This window comes from Streptomyces sp. NBC_00539 (assembly GCF_036346105.1).
Classification (GTDB): Bacteria; Actinomycetota; Actinomycetes; order Streptomycetales; family Streptomycetaceae; genus Streptomyces.
Genome location: NZ_CP107811.1, coordinates 4,467,561 through 4,482,576, shown reverse-complemented (window position 1 = coordinate 4,482,576; position 15,016 = coordinate 4,467,561). Strand labels below are relative to the sequence as shown.

16 protein-coding genes and 1 tRNA gene are annotated in these 15,016 nt (G+C 75.6%); 10 read left to right on the top strand and 7 right to left on the bottom strand.

Features of this window, described 5'->3' with window-relative positions:
* Nucleotides 1–43: 43 nt before the first annotated feature.
* The 3 genes from OG861_RS20140 to OG861_RS20130 form a co-directional block, all read right to left on the bottom strand.
* Nucleotides 44–376, bottom strand: a complete 333-nt coding sequence (locus tag OG861_RS20140; RefSeq protein ID WP_329195433.1) for a hypothetical protein — start codon at nucleotides 374–376, stop codon at nucleotides 44–46.
* A gap of 148 nt (nucleotides 377–524) precedes the next feature.
* Nucleotides 525–1,895, bottom strand: a complete 1,371-nt coding sequence (locus OG861_RS20135) for a HAMP domain-containing sensor histidine kinase (RefSeq protein ID WP_329195435.1) — start codon at nucleotides 1,893–1,895, stop codon at nucleotides 525–527.
* Nucleotides 1,896–1,905: 10 nt separating this feature from the next.
* Nucleotides 1,906–2,592, bottom strand: a complete 687-nt coding sequence (locus OG861_RS20130; protein WP_329195438.1) for a response regulator transcription factor — start codon at nucleotides 2,590–2,592, stop codon at nucleotides 1,906–1,908.
* A 78-nt stretch (nucleotides 2,593–2,670) separates the two neighbouring features.
* Between OG861_RS20130 and OG861_RS20125 the strand changes: the two genes are divergently transcribed.
* Nucleotides 2,671–3,219 (top strand): hypothetical protein, encoded by a 549-nt coding sequence (locus OG861_RS20125; RefSeq protein WP_330261828.1) that lies wholly within the window; start codon nucleotides 2,671–2,673, stop codon nucleotides 3,217–3,219.
* Between the two features lie 35 nt (nucleotides 3,220–3,254).
* Nucleotides 3,255–4,751 carry a class I adenylate-forming enzyme family protein gene (locus tag OG861_RS20120; protein WP_329195442.1) on the top strand — a complete coding sequence of 499 codons (1,497 nt, stop codon included), beginning with the start codon at nucleotides 3,255–3,257 and terminating at the stop codon, nucleotides 4,749–4,751.
* Here the strand turns inward: OG861_RS20120 and OG861_RS20115 are convergent.
* The gene (locus OG861_RS20115) at nucleotides 4,748–5,614 is read right to left on the bottom strand and encodes a spermidine synthase (protein ID WP_329195443.1); all 867 of its coding nucleotides are present in this window, start codon (nucleotides 5,612–5,614) and stop codon (nucleotides 4,748–4,750) included. The genes OG861_RS20120 and OG861_RS20115 overlap by 4 nt on opposite strands.
* A gap of 55 nt (nucleotides 5,615–5,669) precedes the next feature.
* Entirely contained in the window at nucleotides 5,670–6,149 is a 480-nt protein-coding gene (locus OG861_RS20110; RefSeq protein ID WP_330261827.1) for a hypothetical protein, read from the bottom strand.
* A 244-nt stretch (nucleotides 6,150–6,393) separates the two neighbouring features.
* Between OG861_RS20110 and OG861_RS20105 the strand changes: the two genes are divergently transcribed.
* Nucleotides 6,394–7,725, top strand: coding sequence for a tetratricopeptide repeat protein (locus OG861_RS20105; protein WP_329195446.1), 1,332 nt, complete (start codon nucleotides 6,394–6,396; stop codon nucleotides 7,723–7,725).
* Nucleotides 7,726–7,735: 10 nt separating this feature from the next.
* Here OG861_RS20105 and OG861_RS20100 read toward each other — a convergent pair whose 3' ends face one another.
* Together OG861_RS20100 and OG861_RS20095 are read right to left on the bottom strand one after the other, a co-directional pair.
* The gene (locus OG861_RS20100; protein ID WP_329195448.1) at nucleotides 7,736–8,077 is read right to left on the bottom strand and encodes a VOC family protein; all 342 of its coding nucleotides are present in this window, start codon (nucleotides 8,075–8,077) and stop codon (nucleotides 7,736–7,738) included.
* Between the two features lie 85 nt (nucleotides 8,078–8,162).
* Nucleotides 8,163–8,759, bottom strand: a complete 597-nt coding sequence (locus tag OG861_RS20095; RefSeq protein ID WP_329195450.1) for a histidine phosphatase family protein — start codon at nucleotides 8,757–8,759, stop codon at nucleotides 8,163–8,165.
* Between the two features lie 267 nt (nucleotides 8,760–9,026).
* Here OG861_RS20095 and OG861_RS20090 point away from each other — a divergent pair, with 267 nt between their 5' ends.
* From OG861_RS20090 to OG861_RS20060, 7 genes are all read left to right on the top strand, one after another.
* Entirely contained in the window at nucleotides 9,027–10,199 is a 1,173-nt protein-coding gene (locus OG861_RS20090; protein ID WP_329195452.1) for a hypothetical protein, read from the top strand.
* Nucleotides 10,187–11,755, top strand: coding sequence for a hypothetical protein (locus OG861_RS20085; protein ID WP_329195454.1), 1,569 nt, complete (start codon nucleotides 10,187–10,189; stop codon nucleotides 11,753–11,755). The genes OG861_RS20090 and OG861_RS20085 overlap by 13 nt, the downstream gene beginning before the upstream one ends.
* Nucleotides 11,752–13,083 carry an AAA domain-containing protein gene (locus tag OG861_RS20080; RefSeq protein ID WP_329195456.1) on the top strand — a complete coding sequence of 444 codons (1,332 nt, stop codon included), beginning with the start codon at nucleotides 11,752–11,754 and terminating at the stop codon, nucleotides 13,081–13,083. The genes OG861_RS20085 and OG861_RS20080 overlap by 4 nt, the downstream gene beginning before the upstream one ends.
* A gap of 147 nt (nucleotides 13,084–13,230) precedes the next feature.
* Nucleotides 13,231–13,788, top strand: coding sequence for an NADPH-dependent FMN reductase (locus OG861_RS20075; protein ID WP_329195458.1), 558 nt, complete (start codon nucleotides 13,231–13,233; stop codon nucleotides 13,786–13,788).
* Between the two features lie 91 nt (nucleotides 13,789–13,879).
* Nucleotides 13,880–14,227: a hypothetical protein gene (locus OG861_RS20070; RefSeq protein ID WP_329195460.1), complete on the top strand. Its 348-nt coding sequence runs from the start codon at nucleotides 13,880–13,882 to the stop codon at nucleotides 14,225–14,227.
* Between the two features lie 119 nt (nucleotides 14,228–14,346).
* Complete coding sequence (locus OG861_RS20065; RefSeq protein WP_329195461.1) at nucleotides 14,347–14,922, top strand: bifunctional DNA primase/polymerase; 576 nt, start codon at nucleotides 14,347–14,349, stop codon at nucleotides 14,920–14,922.
* Nucleotides 14,913–14,986, top strand: a tRNA-Lys gene (locus tag OG861_RS20060). The genes OG861_RS20065 and OG861_RS20060 overlap by 10 nt, the downstream gene beginning before the upstream one ends.
* Nucleotides 14,987–15,016: the final 30 nt, after the last annotated feature.

The following is a 15,016-nucleotide window of genomic DNA, read 5'->3' as shown; positions in this document are numbered from 1 at the left end:
CGCGACGGAGGTCCCGCCGCCCGCCTGCGGCGGCGGGACCGGTTCAGCGCCCGATGGCCTGGAGGCCCTTGGTCAGGTCCTCGGCGGTCATGACGGGACAGATCTCCAGCTCGGCGCCCAGCTGGCTGAACAGCTCGTCACCGATCACCGGAAGCTGTGAGCTGTCCTGCATGTCGAAGACGATCCAGCACGAGCGGACGCCCTCGGAGAGGCCGAAGTAGGCGGACTCGGGCTTGAGCATCTCCAGCAGTTTGCGCATGGCCTGGGGGAGAGCGCCGCTCTTGATCGATTCGTTGGTCGCGGCGGTGTCCATGTGGGCGCGGAGCATGACGCGCATCGGGGCCCCTTCGGTGGTGGTGGCGGTTCGGTCCTTCACGGCCACACTCGGGGCGGCCGGTGGGGGCGGCAACCCGGCCGCAGCCGTCCGGGCGGCGCCCGCGCCGGGGGCCGAGTCGCCACCGGGTACCGCCGGGTGCCGAGTCGCTGTCGCTACCGGTCCCGCGGCCCTGCCGGGTGCTGCGGCCCTATCCGGCGCCCCGGCCCTTGCGGCGGCTGCGGCGGTCCCCGCCCCGCGTCCTGCCGTCCAGGGCGATCCACATCCGGACCTCGGTGCCGCCCAGCACCGAGCGCCCCAGCCGGACGTCGCCGCCCGTCGACTCCGCGACCCGCCGCACGATGTCCAGGCCGAGCCCCGTCGAGCCGTCCCGGCCGCCGTCGTTCCCGCGCCGCAGGGCCTCCTCCGGGTCGGCGATCCCGTACCCCGCGTCCGATACGAGGACGATGACGGCGTCCCCCGCGTCGTGCACGTCCACCGCGAAGGGGGTCCCCTCGGGGGTGTGCCGGAACACGTTGCCCAGCAGCGCGTCCAGCGCCGCCGCCAGCTCGGGCCGGGCCACCGGGATCCGTACGGGCCGGTCCACCCCCGCGAGACGGACCTCGCGGCCCTCGTCCTCCGCGAGCGCCGACCAGAACGCCATCCGGTCGCGGATCACCTCCGAGGCGTCGCAGCCCGCGCCGGGACCGCCGACGACGGCCGGGGCGCGCTGCTCACGTGCGGTACGGATGATCGTGTCGACCTCCCGCTCCAGCTGCTCCACGGCCTCCCGGGTCTGTTCGGCGGCCGGGCCGTCCCCGAGCGAGGCCGCGTTGAGCCGCAGCACCGTCAGCGGGGTCCGCAGCCGGTGCGAGAGGTCGGCGGCCAGCTCCCGCTCGTTGGCCAGGAGTTCCACCACCCGGTCCGCCATCGCGTTGAACGCGACGGCCGCCGAGCGCAGCTCCTTCGGCCCCTGCTCCGGCACCCGCACCCCGAGCCGCCCCTGGCCCAGCCCGTGCGCGGCGTCCGCGAGCCGCTCGGCCGGCCGTACCAGGCGGGCGCCGAGCCGGTCCGCGACCGCCACCGAGCCCACGATCAGGGCGAGCCCGACGCCGGCGAGGACCAGCCAGGCGGTGGTGACCCCGTTGCTGACCTCGCTCTCCGGTACGTAGATCTCGATCACCGCGATGTCGCCGGAGCCGAGCGCGGTCGGCTGGAGCAGCGCCGATCCGCCGCCGGCCACCGAGGCGGTCGTGGCCCGGCCCATGCGCCGGGTCTCCTCCACGGCGTGGGGGCCCGCCCAGCCCGCACCGATGTCGACCGCCAACCGGCCGCCGACCGACGGGACGTGGACGGCCATCCGCTGGGCGGCGCCCATCTGCGTGGACTCGACCGCCTTGCGCAGCTGCACGGGATCGGTGGTGATGGACAGCGTCGGCGCCATGCTCGCCGCCTGCCGTTCGGCGTTGGAGAACGCGCGGTCGCTGGCCATCTCCCGGACCACCAGCCCGAGCGGCACGGCGAAGGCGATGACCACCATCGCGGTGACGGCGAGGCACACCTTGACCAGCGCCCACCTCACGGCCGCCGCCTCACCGCGGTGGCTCCAGCTTGACCCCGACCCCGCGCAGCGTGTGCAGGTAGCGGGGGTTGGCGGCGGTCTCGCCCAGCTTGCGGCGCAGCCATGACAGGTGGACGTCGATGGTCTGGTCGTCGCCGTACGCCTGCTGCCACACCTCGGCGAGCAGTTCGCGCCGGGCCACGACGACGCCGGGACGTCCGGCGAGGAAGGCCAGTAGGTCGAACTCCCGGCGGGTCAGGTCCAGTACCGCCCCGTCCAGCTCGGCCTGGCGGCGCAGCGGGTCGATGGCGAGCCCGCCCACCCGCAGGACGCGCGAGGGCGGTTCGGCGCCCGCGGCGCGGGAGCGGCGCAGGACGGCGGCCATCCGGGCGGAGAGGTGCTCCACGGAGAAGGGTTTGGTGAGGTAGTCGTCGGCGCCGTCGTTGAGCAGGCGCACGATCTCCGCCTCGTCGTCCCGGGCGGTCGCGATGATGACCGGTACGTCGGTGATGCCGCGCAGCATCTTGAGCGCCTCGGACCCGTCGAGGTCGGGCAGGCCGAGGTCGAGGATGACCACGTCGAAGCGGTGGTGGGCGACTTCGCGCAGCGCCTCCAGGGCGGTGCCGACGCTGCGCACGGCGTGGGAGGCGTCGGTCAGGTGCCGGATGAGGGCGGAACGTACGAACTGGTCGTCCTCGACCACGAGCACACTTGCCATGGCGGCACCGTAGTCCATTCGGGCGACCGGGCGGGGTGTCGGTCCACCCTTGGGGCGAGTGGTGCAGTATGTGCCCCGATGCACCGGGGACTTCTGCACGCGTTCGCCTGGACGCTCGCCACGGGGGCAGCGGTGACGCTGTCCTGGTGGGGCGTCCACACCGTCATGTCCGGAACGGCCTACGATCCGCCGCGCGCCGTTCCGCTGGCCGCACTGCCGCCGGCCCCCTCCGCACAGGGCGCGCAGGCGTCCCCGGCCGCGCCGTCGGACACGGCGACGCCCGCGCCCGACTCCTCTGCGCCGTCCGCGTCCGCGCCGCAGTCCGTTCCGGTGCCGTCCTCGCCGCCCGCCGGGAAGCCGAAGTCCTCGCCGCCGCCCCGCAGGGTGGCCGGGGACGAGGAGCCGGGGGACGTCAAGGGGTACACGGTCGACGGCGGCCGGGTGGTCTTCGACCTCGGCGCCTCCTCGGCCGAGCTGGTCTCCGCGACCCCGGCGGGCGGCTGGCGCATGCAGGTGTGGAAGCAGGACTGCTGGATCCGCGTCACCTTCACCCTGGACGGCCGTGAGGTGTCGGTGTTCTGCACCTGGTACAACGAGGCGCCGCGCGTGCAGATCGACGACCGGTAGGGATACGGTCGTCGGGGCGAGGCGGGGAGCTGGGCATGGGCGTGGGAGCGCGGTACGTCACGGAGCTGGTGGCGGCGTGCGAGCGGTACGGTGACCGGCCCGCGATCGGCGCCGGTCCGGTACTGCTGACCTACGCCGACGTGCTGGCGTGGGCGTACCGGCTGGCGGGCGCCCTGGAGGAGCTCGGCGTGCGGCGCGGGGCCGGGCTGGCCTGCGTGACGGCCGGGAACCGGCACGAGGCGCTGCTGGTGCGGCTGGCCGCACACGTGCTGGGGGCGCGGCTGACCCAGGTGAGCGCGGGGCCCGCCACCCACGGCCTGGACTTCCTCCTGCGGGACTGCGAGCCCGTCCTGGTGGTCCACGACACCCCGGTGCCGGAGACCGGCGCCGCGCGGATCGCCCTCGCGGCGCTGCTGGAGCGGGCCGCCGCCCGCGAGGCGCGTCCGGTGCCGGTGCGGGCGGCCGAGGGGGACGTGGCCCGGGTGACGTACACGGGCGGTACGACGGGCCGGCCCAAGGGCGTCGCGTCCACGTTCGCGGCGATGGCCGCCCGTGACGCCGCCCGGAGCGCGGAGACGGTGTACCTGTCGGTGACCTCGCTGGCCCAGCGTTCCGGGGGCCGTTGCCTGGAGCAGCTGCGGGCGGGCGGCCGGTCGGAGGTCCTGGGCGGCCCGTTCGTCCCGCGGGAGTTCGCCGCGGCGTGCCGGCGGCTCGGGCCCGTGTCCACGTACCTGACGACCTCCATGGTGTACCGGCTGCTGGACGACCCGGTGACCGCCGGCGGCGTGCCCGGGCTGGAGCGCGTCTCGTACGGCGACTCCCCCATCGCCCCCGAACGGCTGCGGCAGGCCCTGACCCGCTGGGGTCCGGGCGTGCGCTGGCGCCAGGGGTACGGGATGAACGAGGCCGGGGTCGTCTGCCGCCTCTCGGAGGCGGACCACGACGCCGCACGCGCCGCGCGCCCCGCCCTGCTGGCCTCGGTCGGTCGGCCCGCCCCCGGGGTGCAGGTGCAGGTCCGCGCGGCGGCCGGGGCCACCGGCGAGGTGTGGGTGCGCTCCGGCACGGTGATGGCCGGCTACTGGAAGCAGCCCGGGCTGACGGCCGAGGTGCTGCGCGACGGCTGGCTGCGGACGGGCGACCTCGGCCACTTCGACGCGGACGGCTACCTGTACCTCGACGACCGGGTCGAGGACGTGGTGATGGTGGACGGGGACAACATCTACTGCGCCCCCGTCGAGGCGGCCCTGACCCGCCACCCGGCGGTGTCCGGGGCGGCGGTGGTCGGCCGCCCGCACCCGGTCACCGGCGAACAGCTCTGCGCCTTCCTCGTCCCGGCCCCGGGCCACGCCCCGAGCGGGGCGATCGCCGCCTCCGCCTGCGCCCTGGCGACGGCAGCCCTGTCCCCCGCCCACAGCCCCACGGCCGTCTTCTGGCTCCCGTCCCTCCCCCTGACCGACCGCGGCAAACCGGACAAGACCCGCCTGCGCGCGACAGCCGCCGCACATCGGGACCACCCGGAAGGGACGGCCTAGTCGAACACCGACGGCGGGGGCTGCGGGGAGGGGACGGCCGAGGCGTCCGCCACGGGGGTGGCGCCGCCGGCGAAGTCCGAGAGGGAGCGGCCGTGTTCCACGCGGCCCGGGTGCGGGTCGCTCGCGACCCTGCGGGTGAACTCCGCCACCGGCAGCTCCCGGTCGGCGGCGACGAGGACCGCGTTGCCGAATCGTTTGCCCCGCCACACCACCGGGTCGGCCGCCAGGGCCACTTCGGCGAAGCGGGAGGCGGCGGTGGCGATCTGGCCCCGCAGGTGGGTCAGCGGCGGGCCGTCCGTCAGGTTCGCCACGTACCACCCGGTGGGCGCGAGGGCCCGGCGCACGTCGTCCAGGAACTCGGTGCTGGTCAGGTGCGCGGGGGTGCGGGAGCCGCTGAACACGTCCGCGATGACCAGGTCCGCCCAGCCGTCGGGAACCTTGGCCAGCCCGGCCCGCGCGTCCACCGCCCGGATGCGGACCCGCGTCTGCGGGTCCAGCGGCAGGTGTTCCCGTACGAAGGCCACCAGGGCGGCGTCGATCTCCACCACCTGCTGGGTGGAGCGGGGGCGGCTCGCCGCGGTGTAGCGGGCCAGGGTCAGGGCCCCGCCGCCCAGGTGCACCACGTTCAGGGGGCGGCGGGCGGGCGCGACGAGGTCGATGAGGTGGCCGATGCGCCGCTGGTAGGCGAAGTCGAGGTGGAGGGGGTCGGCCAGGTCGACGTGCGACTGCGGGGCCCCGTCGATGAGCAGGGTCCACGCCCGGGCGCGCTCACGGTCGGGGGCCAGCTCCGCGTGGCCGCCGTCCACCTGTCCGACGACCGGCTCACCGGTCCCGCGCCGCTTGCCCTTGCTCTTGCCAGCCATGGCCCCAGTATGCCGGGCGGGCCGGTCCCGAGGTGCGTCTGGGCTGGTCAGGGCCTCAGCGGCAGTTGTCCGCCGCCTCGATCAGCCGGGCAGCCTCCCCGAGCGCGGCGCGCAGCACGTCGGGGTCGGTGACCGGCCCCACCGCCTCCGGCGGCAGCAGCCAGGCGGTGTCCCCGGCCGCCGGCGGGACCGTGTCGGGGTCGCCCACGGCGAGGTCACCGCCGATGAGGTCACCGAAGCGCATGCCGCGCCCGTTGGTGTGCGTACAGGCGCTGCCCGGCAGGTCCCAGGCGTCGGCGGTGCCGGGCGGCACGAGGAAGCCCAGGGTGTCGCCGGAGCCGTCGTGCAGGACGGGGCCGACCCCGGGGGCGGTGTGGCCGGTGGCCCGGCGGATGATGTCGACCGCCTCCAGGCCCTGGCGGGTGGGGACGGTCACCAGGTCGGGCGCGCCGGCCGGTCCGCCCGCGGTCAGGAACGCACCCGCGGTCAGGGATGCGCCCGGCCGGGGCGCGGTGTTCGTTCCAGTGCTCTCCATGCCGCCCTCCATCAAGGGAACCCCTCCTCGATCCGCGTACGAGCCACTCCGCATGGGTTCAACGCGGCGGAACGTCAACGGGTGCGGCGCAACGTTGCCGCAAAGGATGGCAGTTCATGGCAGATCACGGGTGAGATATCCGTTTTGTAGGCAAACATCGCATGAACGGTCCTCCGGCGGCGGTACGTTCGTGCCCGCCGGGCACGAGCGTGTACAAAGCCCGAAGTCCAGAGAGGCCACGTCCATGGCGGCGTCCCCCCACTCACCCAATACCGCCTTCCGGCGGTTGCGCGGCGCCCACTCCCCCGCGGAGTTCGCGGCGTTGGTGCGCCGCGCGGCACGCGAGATCGGCGAAACGGTTTCCTGCGACGCCCGTTACATCGGCCGGGTCGAATCGGGGGAGATCCGCTGCCCCAACTACGCCTACGAGCGGGTGTTCCTGCACATGTTCCCCGGCCGCACGACGGCCGATCTCGGGTTCTTCCCGCGCGAGTCGGTGCGCGGCCGTTCGGGGCGGCGCGCCACGGCCGCGCCGCCCGCCCCCTCCCCACCCGCCCCCCGTCCCAAGGAGAGTGACGTGCTGCGTCGCGCGTTCATGGCCGGCGGCTCCGCGACCGTGGCGGCCGCGACGCTCGGCCTCACCCCACTGCTCGGCGACTCGCGCCGGCCGCCGTCCCGGGCGGGGGCGGCGGAGGCCGCCGCCGTCGAGGACGCCGTACGCCAGATCCGGCTGCTGGACGACCGGCACGGCGCCGACGCCCTGTACCGGCGGGCGGCCGAACCGCTGCGCGCCGCCTACGCGTTGCTCGACGCGGGGGCCACCCGCCAGTCGACCGAGGACCGCCTGCACGCGGGCGCCGGGGAACTGGCCGTCTCGGTGGGCTGGCTGGCCCACGACTCGGGCCGCTTCGAGGACGCCCGCTCGCACTACGCGGAAGCCCTCGCCACGGCCCGGGTGGCGGGCAACCCGGCCCTGGAGGCGCACGCGTTCAGCAACATGGCGTTCCTGGCCCGGGACTGCGGGCGGGCCCGCGAGTCGGTACGGGCCGCCCAGGCCGGTTTCCGCGCCGCCCGTGCGCTGGACTCCCCGCGGCTGCTCGCGCTCCTCGCGCTGCGGGAGGCGGGCGGCTGGGCGGGGCTGGGCGACCGCAAGTCCTGCGAGGAGGCGCTGGCACGGGCGCACACGGAGTTCGCGCGGGGCGAGACGGACGCCGACCCCGAGTGGATGAGCTTCTTCGGCGAGGCCGAACTGGAATCCCTGGAGTCCCGCTGCTGGGCGGCGCTCGGGGAACACGCGCGGGCGGCCCGGCACGCCCGGCGCGCGGCGGACCTCCAGGACCCGCACTTCGCCCGGAACGTGGCCTTCTACACCGCCGAACTCGCCGGTGACCTGGCCAACGCGGGGGCTCCCGACGAGGCGGCCTGGGCGGGGGGACGGGTGCTGGACCTGCTCGCCGCGGTGCAGTCGACGCGGATCAGCTCCATGCTCGCGACGACGGCCCGCGCCCTGCTCCCCCACCAGCGCTCCCCGCACGTGGCCGCGTTCCTGTACCGCCGGGCGGCGCTGGTGACGTGAGGGCGCCCGGTCAGCCGCCGACGTACTCGTACACCGCCCCGTCGGGGTGGCGCAGGACGGCCCGACGCCCGTTGGGGGTGTCCGTCGGCGCCCCCACCAGCTCCGCCCCGGCCCCCACCCCGGCCGCCACCACCGCGTCGAGGTCGGCGACGGCGAGGGTGGCCGAGACACCGGCGAACCGCGCCGCGACCTCCGGCGGCCCCGTGAACAGCAGGAACGGTCCGACGCTCGCCAGCTCCAGCCCGGCGAAGGCGAACCGGGCCGGCGCCTCGCCCGTCAGCTTCTCGTAGAAGGGCAGAGCCCCTTCGAGGTCGTCCACTCGGCGCCGCAGCACCACGGAGGTGATCGTCATGCGCCGATCTTCACACCAGACGTCCAACAGCGGTATGGCACACGCCACTTGACCGGACAGGGCCCGGCGGCTGTCCCGGCAGCCCTCAGCCGTCCAGGTGACCCGTGTCGTTCCAGCGTTCCAGTGCCGGGGCTCCGTACGCCCAGCCCAGGACCGACAGGGAGGTGGGGTCCAGGCGGATGCGGGCGCCGAAGGAGGCCTCGAAGCCGAGCCAGCGGGCGGCGAGGGTCCGCAGGATGTGGCCGTGCGCGAAGACGAGGACGTCCCGCTCCGCGGAGCGGGCCCAGGCGACGACCTCGTCCGCGCGGGCCGCGACATCGGCGACGGACTCACCGCCCGGCACCCCGTCGCGCCAGATGAGCCAGCCCGGACGAACCGCCTGGATCTCGGCCGGGGTCATGCCCTCGTAGTCGCCGTAGTCCCACTCCATCAGCGCGTCCCACGCCTCGGCCTGCGCCCCGAAGCCGGCCAGGTCGCAGCTCTCACTGGCCCGCACCAGCGGGCTCGTGCGCACCTCCAGGCCGCGCAGGCCCGCCCACGGGTCCCGGGCCAGCCGCTCGCCGAGCAGCTTCGCGCCCCGCCGGCCCTCCTCCAGCATCGGAACGTCCGTGCGTCCGGTGTGCTTGCCGAGCCGGGACCACGCCGTCTGGCCGTGGCGGGCCAGCAGGATGCGGGGGGCCATGTGCGTTTCTCCCGGTCGGGGTGGAGGGACGTACCGATGGACATGAGGCCCGTACCGGTACGGATGCGCCCTTCGCGCCCGTCCATCATCCCCGACGCGTCCACGGGCCACCTCGCCGGGCGCCGCGGCACACCGGCCGCACACCGGCAGCCGCGCCCGGCACACCGCGCTCCACCGCCGCGCCCCGGACCGCCCGCTCACCGCCGACGCAGCCGGATTTCGGGCGTAGGGCCACGATTGTCAGTGGCGGATGGGACACTTCCGCCCGTGAGCTCCTACCCGCCCAGCGTCCCTCCGCAGACGACACCGCAGACGACCCCCCTGCGGCAGCGGCTCGCCGACCTGCGCGGCCCCGCCGTGCCGCCCCGTCCGCTCGACGCCCGCGCGCTCGCCGCCCTCGCCGCCAACCCCGGCTGCGGCAGACGGGCCCTGCTCGACGGGGCGGGCGTGGACAAGACCGCCCTCGCCACGGCCCTCGGGTCGCCCTCCGCCTTCGGGCAGTCGCAGTTCGCGATCGTCCGGGGCAACTCCTTCGAGGCCAAGGTCAAGGGCGACGGCGGAGCGGAGCTGCTAGGCCTGGTGCACGAACACCTCGGCGCCGGGGCCGAGCCGCCCGGCCCGGCCGCCCCGGTCTCCGACCTCACCGCCGCCGGCCCCCAGGGACGCGCCGCCCGCACCGCCCTCGCACTGCGCGAGGCGAGCGCCGCCGGCACCTGGACGCTGCTGGACCACCCGATGCTGGCCCTGGAGGTGGCGGGCTCCCCCGCGTACCTGGAGCCGGACGCCGTCGTGGTGCACCCCGACGGCCGCTGGACCGTGGTGGAGATCAAGTCGTTCCCGATGATCGACGGGAGCGCCGACCCGGCGAAGGTCGGCGCCGCCGCCCGGCAGGCGGCCGTGTACGTACTGGCCCTGGAGGACACCGCCCGGAAGCTGCCCGGCGCCACCGTGGGCCACGAGGTGCTGCTGGTCTGCCCGAAGGACTTCTCCAACCTGCCCACCGCCGCACCCGTCGACGTCCGCCGGGAGCGCTCCGTCACCCGTCGCCAGCTGGAGCGGCTGACCCGGGTCGAGGAGCTGGCCGCCCTGCTGCCCGAGGGCCTGTGCTTCGACCCCGCCCGCCCGGCCGAGGAGCTCGACCGGGCCGTCTCGGCGGTCCCCGCGGCCTACGCCCCCGAATGCCTGGCCGCCTGCGAGCTGGCCTTCCACTGCCGCCAGCGGGCCCGCGCCGCCGACGAGGTGGGGGCGCTGGGCCGGTCGCTGCGGGCCGAGCTGGGCGGGCTGGGCACCGTCGGGGAGGCCCTGGCCGCCGCCGCGGGAGCCGGGCCCGCCGAGGACCCGACCGGGGCTGCGCTGCGCCAGGCCGCCCGGCTGCGGGCCGAGGCGCTGGCGCTCGCCCCCGCCCGCACCCCGTCGGAGGACTCCGCATGCCCCTGCTGAACACCCTCGCGCGGCTGGAGGCGGTCCGCTCGGGCCGGGCCCGGGCCCTGGCGACCGTACGGCACCGCCATCTGAGCGGGCGCCCGCTGGTCTTCGTACCGCTGACGACCTCCGGCGAGGCCGGGGCGCCGCTCGGCGCGCTGGTGGGCACCGACCGGGACGACCCGTGCCTGCTGGTCATACCGCAGCCGCGCGACCGGGACCTGCGCTGGGAGTTCCTGGCGGAGCTGGCGCGTCAGGTGATGCCGTACATCGACGCGTACGCCGATGCCGTCGAGCCGGCCGAGCGCACCGAGACCGACCCGGAGACCGGCAAGCGGGTCAAGGTGGAGACCGAGCTGTGCGTGGACGCGCCGCAGCTGATCGTGCCGAGCCGGGCGGGCGTGGAGTACGTGCGGCTGCTCGGGCGGTCGATGCGGTTCCGGCGCACCGCGGAGGAGGACCCCGAGAACCCGTATCCGGTGCCCACCCAAGTGCCGCTGCTGGGGCGCTGGTTCACGCACCTCGCCGAACGCTCCCGGGTCCCCGGCTCCTCCCTCCTGCTGTCGGCGACCGAACTGCTGGCCCGGCACTGGGCGACCGGGCAGAGCAGCGTCGAGGACCAGCACCTGGGCGCCCTGCTGGCCTGGATCGCCCCGCCGGGCGGCGAGAACGGCGCGGAGGCCGCCCTGCGCGCGGAGCTGGCCCGCGACCGGGACGGCCTCCTGCTGGTCCCGCCCGCCGGGCCCGCCACGGACCCGGCCTTCGACAACAAGCTGCTGGCCCCCGCGATGGCCCGCTACGACGCCGCGCGCGCCGCCGGTGACCGGGACGCCGCCGACCGGGCCGAGGGGGCGCTGCGCGAGCTGGTCGGCGGACAGCTGCGGCCGACGTGGGACGCGGTGTGGCGCTCCCTGGACCTGCTGCGCGCCCTGCCCGCCGGGGAGCGGACCGGGGAACGCTGGACCCGTGACCGCTGGTCGTACACCGCCCACCGCGACCGCGTACGGGCGGGCGAGCCCCCGCAGCCGCGCCGCGACGACGCGGTGACGGCCGCGCAGAAGCTGGCCACGCGGGAGACGGAGCAGGTACGGCTCGACGCCCAGGAGGCGCTCGACGACCCCCTGGTGATGGCGGGCCGGCGCCTGGCGGGCGAGGCGTTCGCCGGCGAGGTCACCGAAGTGGTCATGGAGTGGACCGGGTCGGCGCGCCCGCGCCCGAGGCCGCTGGTGACGGTGGTCACCGAGGACCGGCCACAGCTGACCGACGGGGCCGGCGGGAAGGTGTTCCGTTCGCTGGACGGTCGCCCGCAGGCCGCCGAGTTCGTACGCTTCGAGGGGGCCGGCGCGATCGTGCTGCGGCTGCTCGACAAGATGGGCTCGGGCCGGGAACCGGCGCCGGGCACGGTGCCCGAGAAGGGCGACCGGCTCTGCTGGACGCTGTTCGAGCACGACGCGCGCGGCGGCCCGAAGCTGCCGGACCCGGAGCACACCCCGTGGACCCACGGCGGCCCGCCGGGATCGGCGACCGCCGCGCTCCCCCTCCCCGACCCCGTCACCGACGGAGACATCCTTTGACCGCCTTCGACCCGGGGGCCGCGGCCGCCCAGGCGACCGCCGCCATCCTGCACGACACCCTGCACGGCACCGACCGGGGTGTCGTCGTGGATTCCCCGCCCGGGGCCGGGAAGTCCACGCTGGTGGTGCGGGCCGCCCGGGAACTCGCCGCCGCGGGGCGCCGGCTGATGGTGGTCGCGCAGACCAACGCCCAGGTGGACGACCTGGTGCTGCGGCTGCACGAGAAGGACCCGGGATTGAGGGTCGGCCGGTTGCACAGCAGCGAGGGCGACGCCTACGACCCCGCCCTGCGCGAGCTGCCCTCGGTCACCCTCTCGGCCAAGCCGGGGGAGCTCGCGGAGCTGCCGATCACCGTGTCCACGGCGGCGAAGTGGGCGTACGTGAAGGACGCCGAGCCGTGGGAGCACGCCATCGTGGACGAGGCGTACCAGATGCGCTCGGACGCGCTGCTGGCGGTGGCCGGGCTGTTCGAGCGGGCGCTGTTCGTGGGCGACCCGGGGCAGTTGGACCCGTTCAGCGTGGTCGGCGCCGAGCAGTGGGCGGGGCTGTCCTACGACCCTTCGGCGTCGGCGGTGTCCACCTTGCTGGCACACAACCCCGGGCTGCCGCAGCACCGGCTGCCGGTGTCGTGGCGGCTCCCGGCGTCGGCGGCCCCGCTGGTCTCGCGCGCCTTCTACCCGTACAGCCGGTTCCGCAGCGGTACGGGCCCCGGTGAGCGGCGGCTGTCGTACGGGGTCGCCTCCGACGGGTCGGGCCCGGACCGGGTGCTGGACGAGGCCGCCGAGTCGGGCTGGGGCCTGCTGGAGCTGCCCGCGCGGCACACCCCGCGCACGGATCCGGAGGCGGTCGCGGCGGTGGCGCTGGTGGTCCGCCGGGCCCTGGACCGGGGCGCGGTGACGCAGGACGAGCACCCCGGCGGGCCGACCCCGCTGACGGCGGACCGGATCGCCGTGGGCACCGCCCACCGTGACCAGGCGGCCGCCGTGCGTACGGCCCTGGCGGGCCTCGGCGTCACGGGCGTCACCGTCGACACCGCGAATCGCCTCCAGGGCCGCGAGTACGACCTGACGGTGGTCCTGCACCCCCTGTCGGGCCGGCCCGACGCCACGGCCTTCCACCTGGAGACGGGCCGCCTGTGCGTCCTGGCGTCCCGGCACCGGCACGCCTGTGTGGTCGTGGCCCGCGCGGGCGTCGCGGCCCTCCTGGACGACCATCCGTCCACGGAGCCGGTCCAGCTGGGCGTGACGGTCAAGTTCCCCGACGGCTGGGAGGCGATGATGTCCACCTGGGACTTCTGGTCCGACCACCGCATCCCCTGGCGCCCCTGAGCCGCGGACCGCCCGCCCGGACGGATCCCCAACGGGCCCCGTGCGGGCGGGGCCTGACATACCGCGCGGGTGCGGCTTCCTCCGGGGCGCGGCAACGACCAGACTGTCGCCGACACAGCACACACGTTCTACGGGAGTTCACCGCACATGACCCGCCTGCACGTCATCTCCGCCGCCACCCGCCCCACCTCCTCGGGCCGCCCGCTCGCCGCGTGGGTCGGCGAACAGGCCCGCGCACACGGCGGCTTCGAGGTCACCTCCGTCGACCTCGCCGAGATCGCCCTGCCCTTCCTCGACGAGCCCGAGTACGCCTCCAGCGGTGTGTACGCCAACGCGCACACCCTGGAGTGGAGCGCCCTCGTCGACTCCGCCGACGCGTTCGTCTTCGTCATGCCGATGTACAACGGCGGCTTCACCGCGCCCTTCAAGAACGCCATCGACTTCCTCTACAACGAGTGGCGCGGCAAGCCGGTGGCCCTGCTCAGCTACAGCGCCGGCCCCACGGGCGGCGCCCCGGCCGCCGAGATGCTGCTGCCGGTGCTGACCCGCCTCGGCATGCTCCCCACCGAGCGCCGGGTGGCGGTGCCCGGCATCAACGCCCTGGTCGGCCCGGACGGTTTCCAGGCCCCGGAGGGCCTCGCCGAAGAGCTGACCGGCATGCTGGACGAGGTCGCGGCCCTGGCGTCGGAGCCCGTCTCCGCCTGAGGCGCGCGCGGAGGCGAGTGCGCCCTTGCGGGGCGTTGGACAATGGAGGGTGGCCCGGAAGGATTCGCGCGCAGCACACAGGAGGACAGGCATGGCAGAGCCCGAGCGGACCGAACGGAGGCTGCGGCCCGCGCCGCTGCTCTTCGAGCCCTCGGAGGCGGCCTCGGACCCCGAGCACTTCTTCGACCTGGAGTCGATGGAGGACCCGCGGGAGCTGCTGGCCCGCGCCACCGAGCTGACGCTGGCCTTCCGGGCGGCGCAGGACCGGGCCGTCGAGTTCCAGGCGCTCGCGGCGGCCCAGCTGGCCGACCCGCGGCGGTTCGACCGGCTGCCCGCCCGTGAGATCGCGGAACAGGCGGACTGGACCGAGGACTACGCCGTCAAGATGATCGAGTTCGGCGAGAGCCTCCGGCGCGGCGGCGGTCCGGACGAGGCGTAGGCCCTGCCGTCCGGGGCCCCTGGCATATGCGGCGCGCACCATACTCCGGGCGACCCGGCCCTGTCCCGGAATTCGGTAACTCCGAGGAGTTGCTCCACTACCGGCGGTACACCTGGGGCATGACGACCTCGACCGGCTGCCCCGCCCTCGCCGTCCGCCCCGCACCCGCCACCCGGGTCACCCACGAGGGCGCCGCCTGGCTCGCCTCCGCGTGCGCCCACCCGCGCAGCGCCCTCGCGGCGTGGGAGGGCCGGCCCGCCGCCCCGGCGGTGCTGCCCTGCGGGGTCGCGTTCGACGTCGTCAACGTCCCGCTCGTGCTCGGCCGGCGGATGCTCGACCTGCTCTGGGCCGAGGGCCCCGGCTGCGGGCCCGCCGCCGTGCACCGGGGCCGGATGCTGCTCTTCGCCGCCCCCGGCACGGCCCACCGGCTGCCGGCCCTGCTCGCCTGGGAGGAGTGGGGTGCGCAGACGGCGGCCCCGATCTGTCACGGCCTGGGCGACGCCGTCACCGTTCCACCGCTCGCCGCCGGGTCCGGACCGTCGCGCTGGCTGGTCGCCCCGGACTCCCGGCGGCCCCGGCTGCCCGGGCCCGACACGCTGCTGTGGGCGTTCCTGCACGCCGCCCGCCTGCAGGTATCGATTTTTCGATCCGCCGACCGGGATGCTAATGTCTACGACGTCAGCAGGCGCCGCTAGCTCAGTTGGTTAGAGCAGCTGACTCTTAATCAGCGGGTCCGGGGTTCGAGTCCCTGGCGGCGCACAGACGGAAGAAGGCCCCCACGCGAGTGGG